The following is a 9,764-nucleotide window of genomic DNA, read 5'->3' on the forward strand; positions in this document are numbered from 1 at the left end:
CGAAAAAGGACTGATATCAGAGTACTGATATCGGTCCTAACCGATTTTTTCGGTATGTCTTTCCACTTTCGTGGGATAGGCAATTTCCCACAGTTAGTGACACCCCATCAATCAGGATAGCCCGCTACCTGGAAAAGTGCCTATTTTTTTTCAATAGGTTTTGGACCTGCTTCCTTGATAGCATCAGGCATATGCTTATATTTCTGTTCAAAGTTATCTTTGAACATTTTAGCAAGCTTATTAGCCTGTGCATCATAGGCTTTACGATCCTGCCATGTACTTCTTGGGTTCATGATATGATGTGGTACATTAGGACATTCCTGTGGTACGTACACATTGAATCTCTTATCATGGATAAAACGTGCTTTTTCAATATCACCGTTCAAAGCTGCTGTAACCATGGCTCTTGTATATTTTAATCTCATACGATGACCGATGCCATATGGTCCACCAGTCCATCCTGTATTGATAAGATAAACACGTACATTGTGTTTCTTGATACGTTCACCTAACATTTCAGCATAGACATCTGGGTCAAGTGGCATAAATGGTTCTCCAAATAATGTAGAGAACGTTGGTTCTGGTTCAGTAATGCCACGTTCTGTACCGGCAACTTTAGATGTGAAACCAGTAACGAAGTGGTACATTGCAGAGTTGCTGTCGAGCTTAGAAATCGGTGGCAAGACACCGAAGGCATCAGCAGTCAAGAAGATAACAACATCCGGTCTGATACCTACAGAAGGCATAATCGCATTTTCGATATGTTCTAGTGGGTAAGCAACACGTGTATTTAATGTAAGTGTACCATCAAAATAATCTGGGATACGTGTAACGGGATCAATAATAACATTTTCTACTTCACTACCAAACTTGATCGCATTGTAGATATATGGCTCTCCATCCTGAGTTAAGTTGATACATTTTGCGTAGCAACCTCCTTCAAAGTTGAAGATACGGTCTTCAGACCATCCATGTTCATCATCACCAATCAAAAGACGATTTGGGTCCGCTGATAATGTTGTTTTACCAGTTCCTGATAAACCAAAGAATACTGCTGTTCCTCTTGTTTCAGGGTTCATATTGGCAGAACAATGCATTGGCAATACGTTTTCTTCAATTGGCATAACGTAGTTCATAACTGTAAATACAGCTTTCTTGATTTCTCCAGAATATTCTGTACCTGCAATAATGACAATCTTTTCTTTAAAGTTAACAATAATAGCTGCTTCAGAATGTGTACCATCTCTTTCAGGTACACAACGGAATCCTGGTACAGATAGGATTGTATAATCCTGTTCACCATAGTCTTCCAATTCTTCTTCTGAAGGTCTAATTAAAAGCTGTCTAATAAATAAGTTCTGACAGGCTCTCTCATTGATAACCATGAACTTTCTTGTATACTTCTGATCAGCACCGGCATATCCCTGGAACACATATAATTCTTTATCCCCCATATATGTTAAGACACGTTCCTTCAAATGACGATATGTCTTTTCGTCCATTGGCTTGTTGACATCACCCCAAGCAATCTGATCATGGACATTGTCTGTATCGACAATAAACTTGTCATCTGGTGATCGACCAGTATACTTTCCTGTTTTAATAGATAAGGCACCTGTGTCGGTTAAGACACCTTCTCCCTTCTTTAATGATTCTTCCACTAAAGCGGCAGCGCCTAAATTATAATGTACTTTTCCTGTATCGTTGTAGATACCTAATTTCAATAATGTGTGATCCATAGTATTCCTCTCTTTCCTATAAGTGAGATTATAACACAAAAATGTAAGCATTTTCAATATTTCTCAAATTTACCTATTGGAAAGTCAAAAAAATACAATTTTTAAACTATTTTTCACCTAAAACTGCAATATATTGTCCTTCTCCTCGATGAAATCTAACATTTTTGAAATGATTTTCTTTTAAAATACCCGCTACTTCTTCTGGTGTATAGATTTTAACTAGTCCATCAATCTTTGGCCAATTATTTTCATCAGGGTCACTTCCTTCACATAAAACAAGGAAAGTGCCTCCTTCTTTTAGGACACGTTTTACTTCCTTGAAGTTATCTTTGATATCTTTCCAGAAATAGATAGTTTCTACTGCTGTAACGAGATCAAAGCTATCATTTTCATAGGGGAGATTGGCTACATCCCCTTGCTTGATAAAGACACGTTTACCTAATTCTTCTTCATTGTAGATAGAGGCAAGCTTTACACTCGTTTCCATGTAATCAACACCGTTGATTACACTTCCTTCTGATAAAGAAAGCATATCCTTGATTGTAGCACCTCCGCCACATCCAATATCTAGAATATGAAGATGATCTTTCCAATCATAAAAAGAAAGCCCCCATTCTCTTAATGGTGCATGACTTCTATTCATGCGTTCAAGCATTTTCTTTCCTTCTTCTCCCTGTGGTCTTGCCGGATTTGATACCATATTAATTTCCTCCTTGTACAATAAAATGCGACAAAGCTGTCGCATTTATTGTATCTCTTTTCTTAGATTTGTCACGTCATTTACACTGCTTGATGCCTTCTTCAAGAAGTTTCATCACAAAGAGTGTCTGTTCTTTTTTTACAAGTGGTTCTTTATTATTTACAAGCATTTCATAGACTTCATCATAATAACGGGCATAATCGCCATTGATAGTAGGAATCTTTTCTTGATGATATTCTCCATGTTCATCATAGAAGATAGCTTCTCCATAATGTTCCTCGCGATCCATTCCAAAATCAGGATGATCACTTGTTGGCATATAGAATCTCTTTAAATCATATTCCTGACGATCTTCAGTTTCTTTAGTAAACATTCCTTTTTTCCCATAAGCGACAAAGCGTGGTCTTGATTTAACACGGAAATAAGATGACTTGATAGAGACTTTTGTTTGTTTATAGAAGAAATCTATATCAAAGTAATCATTCATTCTTCCTTCTCCTAAAAGCTGTCTTACTTCTAGATGATAATCATCAGGGAAACCAAAATAAGAAATAGCCTGATCTATGGTATGACAGGCATGACCATAAAGGTAGCCCTGATAAGGATTAAAGTGATCAGTGTTTTCACTTACATAGGGACGATAGTAATCATAATGCATTTCTACTTCTAGAAGGTCTCCTAATATACCTGATTCAATGACTTTCTGGGTTGTTAGGAAGTCTGAATCAAAACGTCTATTCTGAATGCACATGATTTTTAGATTCTTTTCTTCTGCAAGATTAAACAGTTCTACAGCTTGTTCATATGTATCGGTAAAAGGTTTTTCACAGACAACATTCTTGCCGTGTTCCAAAGCCATTTTTGCATATTCATAATGCATGACTGGAGTAGAAATAACAACTAGGGAAATATCCTGATCATTTAACATGTCTTCTAGACAATCAGTATATGTTACCTGAGGGATTCTTTCCCATGAAATATGATCAAGATTTCTCGCCCAGATTGTCTTAATCTTAAACTTATCCTTTCTTCTTAATATGAATGGAGCCTGATAGCGATGGGTAGATTTTCCTGCTCCAATAAAGCCTACGTTAATAATTGTCTGCATCAAATATAATTCCTGCCTTTCTTCTTCCTTCTTCTAATGCCCATAAGACATGGGTACTGATTTCAAGGTAGTCATTTGCTTTTTCTACATCATTGTTTTCAATGATGTCCTTGAACTGCTTAAATTCGTATAACATAGCATGCTCTTCTTCAAATGTTCTTACTTCTTCTACATCATGTTTTATTTTATACTGTCTCATTCTAGATACAGGGGTATCAATGATAATTGTGCCCTGTTCTCCTTGGATTGTATTCATTAACGGCGCACCGGTATCCTTTGAGCCGATGCAGACAGCTTTGAATGAGCCATAGTCCATCGTGAAGATGCCTGATGTATCAATACCACGTTGAAGATTGGCATGATAATCTACTGATAAAGGTTTACCAAATAACCCAATCACAAAGTTGAGATTGTAGACATTTAAGTCATAGAGAGCCCCTCCTGATTTATGAACATCAAAGGCAGGAAGGATTTCACCTTTCTTGAAGGCATCATAACGAGAAGAATACTGTGAGTAATTTAAAGAGACAATTCTAATATCACCGAGCTTATCCAACTGTTTCTTCATATCAAGATAAGCTGGCATACGATGCAAGGTAACGGCTTCTAATATTATGCGATTATGTTTCTTGGCCACTTCTTTTAATTGATTCAGTTCTCTCATATTGCTTACAATGGGCTTTTCAATAATGACATGTTTATTAGCCTCTAATGCTTTTAAGGCAAATGAAAAATGAAGATGATTAGGCAAGCCGACATAGATGGTATCAATATCTTCTTTTAAAAGATCATCGTAGGATGTCAACACACCATCGAGATGATAGACCTTCATAAGCTTATTTGCTCTTTCAAGTGAACGCTCACTTGAAAGAATAAATGCTTTTTTTAGATGCAATGAAGGTACTATTTCTAAAAATTCCTGAACAATCATTCCTGTTCCTAATATTCCTAGTTTCATATTCTTACCTCCTTCTCATATTATAACAAAAAAAGAATGGATTGGTTATCCATTCTTTTTACGCATATCATTTTGTACAAGACGGTAGATGGCACTTGTCATAGGTACACCACAAAGCATTCCAGCAAAGCCGAAGACACCACCAAAGATGGTAATGGCTGCAAGAACGAAGATGCCTGGCAAACCTAATGATGAGCCAACGACACGTGGGTAGATAAGGTTGTCTTCTAATTGCTGGAGAACAAAGATAAAGATCAAGAACTCCAAGGCTTTGATAGGACTGACTGTAAAGATAAGAAAGGCACTCAATCCTGCACCAATATAGCATCCGGCAATAGGAATCAAGGCTGTTACTCCGACAATTGTCCCGACCATTGCAGCATATGGAAGCTGAAGAATCAGTCCGCCAATGAAGCATAGAACACCAATGATAACTGCTTCCATCACCTGTCCGATAATAAACTGACGATAGGCATCGTTGAATACATGAGCTACATAGAGAATCTTTTCACTGCCACGAGGACAATAAGTATTGATAACTCGTTTTGTTCCTCTGATCAGCTTTTCTTTTCCAGCAAGAAGATAGAGTGAAAACATAATCCCAAATAACAATGTCGCAATCAAAGAAAAGAATGAAGACAAGGCTCCAGTTATAGCTGAAAGCGCACTTGATGCCCCACTAAAGAAGGTCTGGAGAATATTTCCTGCAACACTGGAAACATCCATTTTCCCATTGATCAATGTTTCTAAATGTTTAGCATACTGTGAAAAGGCTGGATTATGATCGAGTTTCTTTAAATAAGGCATTAAGGCTTTACCACCATCTTTTACTAAGATTGTGACCGCATTGACAACCTGTGGAGCGACAATCGCAATTATGATAGAAAAAGCAATGATAACTGTAATATAAGATAAAAGAATACAGATACCACGTTTTGGTTTTTTTAATTGTCCCTTTAACAAATAATCATATCCTCTTTCATACTGCACCATTAACAAGTTGACAATATATGCGAGAATAAAGCCAAAAATAAGTGATGTGGAAGCATGAAAAATGGTTCCTGTCAAATTGATAAGACTGTTCCAATAATGTACTGCTAAATAGAATAAGAAGGCCATTATGGCAATTGGCCAATATTTTTTATAATTGTTCATAAGTTCTCCTTTACTCAAAACTAAATGGTAAAGGAAAAACATTGTTCATGCAAGAAAAATCATCGATGATGATCTTTTGCGTAGTTTTCATAAAGACGATTGACATGCTTATGCATTTTCCAGTATACATCCGCATAAGGTTTCCAGTTATAAGCATAGTCCTTGCATTTGCCTGTCAACTGTTCTACTGGTTCACTTTTTTGCTTGTTGGTATCTTTAGCATGGGTGCTATGTACGATATCTTCAATGATTTCAGGATTTTCTAGCATTGGACAAGGTCTAAGATGATTCTGATTGAATGGCTGTTTTTCATGATAAGTCATAAACAGTGGACGCTTTAACATTTCTAACAATGAATGTGTATGAATATTGGAATCAGAATAATGAATAAATACACAAGGTTCCCCGTCTCCACTCGCATTGATGTGGAAATAATTACGTCCTCCAGCAATACAGCCACCAACATATTCACCGTCATTCTGGAAATCCATTGGGAAGAATGGAATAGGATTGTCGTTGTTTCTGACTTGGCGAATACGATCAATCATGTAGAGTCGCTGTTCAGGTGTAAGCAATAGATCTAATGCAGCATCTCCTACTGGCATATAGTGGAAGTAGAAGCCAAAGTGTGCACCTTGATCACATAAGAACTGATAGAACTCATCACTTGTTACTGCTTTATAGTTCTTGCTTGTATAACAGATTGATGTTCCAAAGATGATGCCATGCTTTTTAAGTAGATTGCTGGCTTTTACAAATGCATCAAAATGTCCTTCTCCTCTTCTTGCGTCATTGGTTTCTTTTGTACCTTCGATGGACATCAGGAAGATAATATTGCCAAGTTTTGCGACTTGCTTACAGAATTCTTCATCAATCAGTGTTGCATTGGTATAGATCGCAAACTCTACGTCATGATGTTTTTTTGCAAGACGCAATATTTCTTTCTTTTTAACTAAAGGTTCTCCTCCTGTCATCATATAAAGATATGCACCCAATTCTTTTCCTTCAGTTACAATTTTGTCCATATCTTCAAATGATAAAGAATCTTTATGCCCATAAGTTCCTGACCAGCATCCTGTACAGTGCATATTGCAGGCATTGGTTGGATCAAATAAAATTAGCCAAGGAATATTGCAATGATAGCGTTCCCTATTCTCTCGAATAGTCTTTGTCCCTTTAAGAAATGCTTCATAGCCAAGATTGAGCGCAGTCACTTTAGCGACATGAGGATCTACATGATCCAATGTCTCATTGATAAGTCTTACCCATTTATTATTTGGATCCTTAATGGCCTCAACAGCTTTTTCATATGATTCATCTGAAAAACTATTTCCATAATATTGTCTTGCAAGATCTACTATTTTCAAGTAACCTGTTGTTCGGTCATGTTCAATATCTTTTAGAAGATGACCAACTTCCCTTGATATATATAATCTTTTTAATGTGTCTTTCATGGCACACACCCCCTTTCTATTATTTTATCATCATAAAAAATCAATGTTTAATTGGAGAAAGTTTTTACAAGGGATTTTTGGTAAAAATGAAGTTAAATTTGTGTATTTTTTTGAAATATAGACAAAGATAAATTTTTGTCTAAAATTTCAATAAAAATAACTCAAAACCAAAAAAGCGTCATTATTACGTGATAAAAACCAATTTTAAAAAATATTGTTTTAAATTAGTTGCATTATCAACTAAAGTGCGTTTTAATATTTATGTACAGAAAAGAGACAACCAATCACTTTGTGATTAAATAACTTTTCTACAAAAACTTAGGAGGAGAAAAAGTTATGGATGTAATAAAAAGAGATAAATCGCGTGTACCTTTTGATGCCAGCAAGATTGAAAAAGCAATCTTGAAAGCCATGAGATATGGCAGTGGCATGATTGATGAACAGAAAGCGCATGAAATTGCGACTGAAATCGAAGAATGGCACTTAAACAATGGTGCTAAACAAGTAGATATCACTCGTATTGAAGGACAGGTTTTCGAAAAATTAATCGATAAAGGCGCAGTTCTTACCGCAAAAGCCTACGAAGGCTATCGTAAGGTCAGAGAATTCCAGAGAGAAGAAAATACTATTGATAAAGAAATCTATGGTATTGTTAAACAGACAAATAAAGAAGCTATGGATGAAAACTCTAATAAAGATGCAACAGTTCTCGCTACTCAAAGAGACTTGATTGCTGGTGAATTCTCTAGAGACTACTGTCGTCGTATGATGTTGCCTACAAAGATTGTTCAGGCTCATGATGATGGTATTATTCATTTCCATGATATGGATTATTTTATTCAGAAGATGTTTAACTGTTGTTTAGTTAACCTTGAAGATATGTTTGAAAAAGGAACAGTCATCAACGGAAAGCTTATCGAAACACCTAAATCTTTACAGACTGCATGCACAATCGCAACTCAGATTGTTCAGCAGATTGCCTGTGGACAATATGGCGGTCAGACAATCAGCTTATCTCATCTTGCTCCTTTTGTAAGAGTCTCTTATAACAAGCATATTAAAGCCATTAAAGAAGAAGGAAAAGCTATTGGCATTGAATATACTGATGAACAGATCAAAAAGATCGCAAATAGCCGTCTTAAAGAAGAAATCAAGGCTGGTGTTCAGACTATTCAGTATCAAATCAATACTTTCTCTACTACAAATGGTCAGGCCCCATTCCTTTCTATCTTTATGTATTTAAATGAAAATCCTGAATACACAAAAGAAACTGCCATGCTTATCGAAGAAGTCTTAAGACAAAGATATGTCGGTATGAAGAATCCAGTTGGTGCTTATGTCACTCCTGCATTCCCTAAACTTCTTTATGTATTGGATGAAAACAATGTACCTGACGATAGCGAATATCGTTATTTAACTGATTTAGCTGTTAAGTGTGTATCTAAGAGAATGATGCCAGACTTTATTTCTGCTAAGATCATGAAGCAAAACTATGAAGGTCAGGTCTTTGGACCAATGGGATGTCGTTCATTCCTTTCTCCATACAAAGATGAAACAGGAAAGTATGTCTGGTACGGTCGTTTCAACCAGGGTGTTGTAACACTTAACTTAACTGATGTTGGATTAAGTGCTAAAAAGAACATGGATAACTTCTGGAAGATCTTAGATGAACGTCTTGATCTTTGTTATGAAGCATTGATGTTAAGACATGAAAACTTAAAAGGAACTGTTTCTGATGTTTCACCTATTCATTGGCAGTTTGGTGGTATTGCTAGATTAAAACCTGGTGAAACAATTGATAAACTTCTTGATTCACGTTATTCTACTATTTCTCTTGGTTACATTGGTCTTTATGAATGTGTCGTTGCTTTACTTGGTAAATCTCATACTACTGAAGAAGGTAATGAACTTGGTACTAAGATCATGAAGAGATTAAGACAAGCTGTAGATGAATGGAAAGCTAAAACTGGCTTAGGATTTGCATTGTATGGTACTCCTGCTGAATCTACTACTTATAAGTTCGCCAGAACATTAAAGAGAAGATTTGGTATTGTACCTGGTGTAACTGATAAGGATTATATTACTAACTCTTATCATGTTAACGTACAAGAACATATTGATGCCTTCTCTAAATTAGGATTTGAAGCAAAATTCCAGAATATCTCTTCTGGTGGTGCTATCTCTTATGTAGAAGTCACTAATATGACAAGTAACTTTGAAGCGATGAAAGAATTGATCAACTATATGTACGATACAATTCAGTACGCTGAAATCAATACTAAGTCTGATTACTGTCAGGAATGTGGATTTGATGGTGAAATCCTTATTGATGATAACGGTGAATGGTACTGTCCAAACTGTGGCAACAGAAACCACAAGACAATGAATGTCTGCCGTCGTACTTGCGGCTATCTAGGAGATAACTTCTGGAACAAGGGACGTACTCAGGAAATCAAAGAACGTTTTGTTCATATGGACAACAGAATCTACGAAGGTTAATTTAAACAATGAAGAGGCTGTAACGAAATAAATACAGCACTCAAATAAAAAATGGTGGCATCCTCATAAGTGATGAGGAATGCCACCTTTTTTGATATAATTAGGCTATGAAAAATAACAATACAAATACACCTAATTACAAGAACAATTA

Annotated in this window: 7 protein-coding genes; 1 reads left to right on the plus strand and 6 read right to left on the minus strand. The window is 36.1% G+C overall.

The window, feature by feature from the left end:
• Nucleotides 1-140: 140 nt before the first annotated feature.
• The 6 genes from pckA to J6L95_RS07515 form a co-directional block, all read right to left on the minus strand.
• Complete coding sequence (gene pckA / locus J6L95_RS07490) at nucleotides 141-1,739, minus strand: phosphoenolpyruvate carboxykinase (ATP) (protein ID WP_287458646.1); 1,599 nt, start codon at nucleotides 1,737-1,739, stop codon at nucleotides 141-143.
• 106 nt (nucleotides 1,740-1,845) lie between these two features.
• The gene (locus J6L95_RS07495; RefSeq protein WP_287458648.1) at nucleotides 1,846-2,439 is read right to left on the minus strand and encodes a class I SAM-dependent methyltransferase; all 594 of its coding nucleotides are present in this window, start codon (nucleotides 2,437-2,439) and stop codon (nucleotides 1,846-1,848) included.
• 76 nt (nucleotides 2,440-2,515) lie between these two features.
• Nucleotides 2,516-3,547, minus strand: a complete 1,032-nt coding sequence (locus tag J6L95_RS07500; protein WP_287458649.1) for a Gfo/Idh/MocA family oxidoreductase — start codon at nucleotides 3,545-3,547, stop codon at nucleotides 2,516-2,518.
• The gene (locus J6L95_RS07505; RefSeq protein WP_287458650.1) at nucleotides 3,531-4,505 is read right to left on the minus strand and encodes a Gfo/Idh/MocA family protein; all 975 of its coding nucleotides are present in this window, start codon (nucleotides 4,503-4,505) and stop codon (nucleotides 3,531-3,533) included. The genes J6L95_RS07500 and J6L95_RS07505 overlap by 17 nt, the downstream gene beginning before the upstream one ends.
• A gap of 45 nt (nucleotides 4,506-4,550) precedes the next feature.
• Nucleotides 4,551-5,660, minus strand: coding sequence for an AI-2E family transporter (locus tag J6L95_RS07510; RefSeq protein WP_287458651.1), 1,110 nt, complete (start codon nucleotides 5,658-5,660; stop codon nucleotides 4,551-4,553).
• Between the two features lie 59 nt (nucleotides 5,661-5,719).
• On the minus strand, nucleotides 5,720-7,114 hold the full coding sequence (locus J6L95_RS07515) for a radical SAM/SPASM domain-containing protein (RefSeq protein ID WP_287458652.1): 1,395 nt from the start codon (nucleotides 7,112-7,114) through the stop codon (nucleotides 5,720-5,722).
• Nucleotides 7,115-7,450: 336 nt separating this feature from the next.
• Between J6L95_RS07515 and nrdD the strand changes: the two genes are divergently transcribed.
• Nucleotides 7,451-9,613, plus strand: coding sequence for an anaerobic ribonucleoside-triphosphate reductase (gene nrdD, locus J6L95_RS07520; RefSeq protein ID WP_031589522.1), 2,163 nt, complete (start codon nucleotides 7,451-7,453; stop codon nucleotides 9,611-9,613).
• Nucleotides 9,614-9,764: the final 151 nt, after the last annotated feature.

It is taken from the genome of Kandleria sp., from assembly GCF_017934775.1.
In the GTDB taxonomy this organism is placed as follows: domain Bacteria; phylum Bacillota_I; class Bacilli_A; order Erysipelotrichales; family Coprobacillaceae; genus Kandleria; species Kandleria vitulina.

Coding starts and splice junctions, on each gene's coding strand:
- J6L95_RS07500 (WP_287458649.1), bottom strand. CDS start 3,547: ATGCAGACAATTATTAACGTAGGCTTTATTGGAGCAGGAAAATCTACC.
- J6L95_RS07510 (WP_287458651.1), bottom strand. CDS start 5,660: ATGAACAATTATAAAAAATATTGGCCAATTGCCATAATGGCCTTCTTA.
- J6L95_RS07495 (WP_287458648.1), bottom strand. CDS start 2,439: ATGGTATCAAATCCGGCAAGACCACAGGGAGAAGAAGGAAAGAAAATG.
- pckA (WP_287458646.1), bottom strand. CDS start 1,739: ATGGATCACACATTATTGAAATTAGGTATCTACAACGATACAGGAAAA.
- nrdD (WP_031589522.1), top strand. CDS start 7,451: ATGGATGTAATAAAAAGAGATAAATCGCGTGTACCTTTTGATGCCAGC.
- J6L95_RS07505 (WP_287458650.1), bottom strand. CDS start 4,505: ATGAAACTAGGAATATTAGGAACAGGAATGATTGTTCAGGAATTTTTA.
- J6L95_RS07515 (WP_287458652.1), bottom strand. CDS start 7,114: ATGAAAGACACATTAAAAAGATTATATATATCAAGGGAAGTTGGTCAT.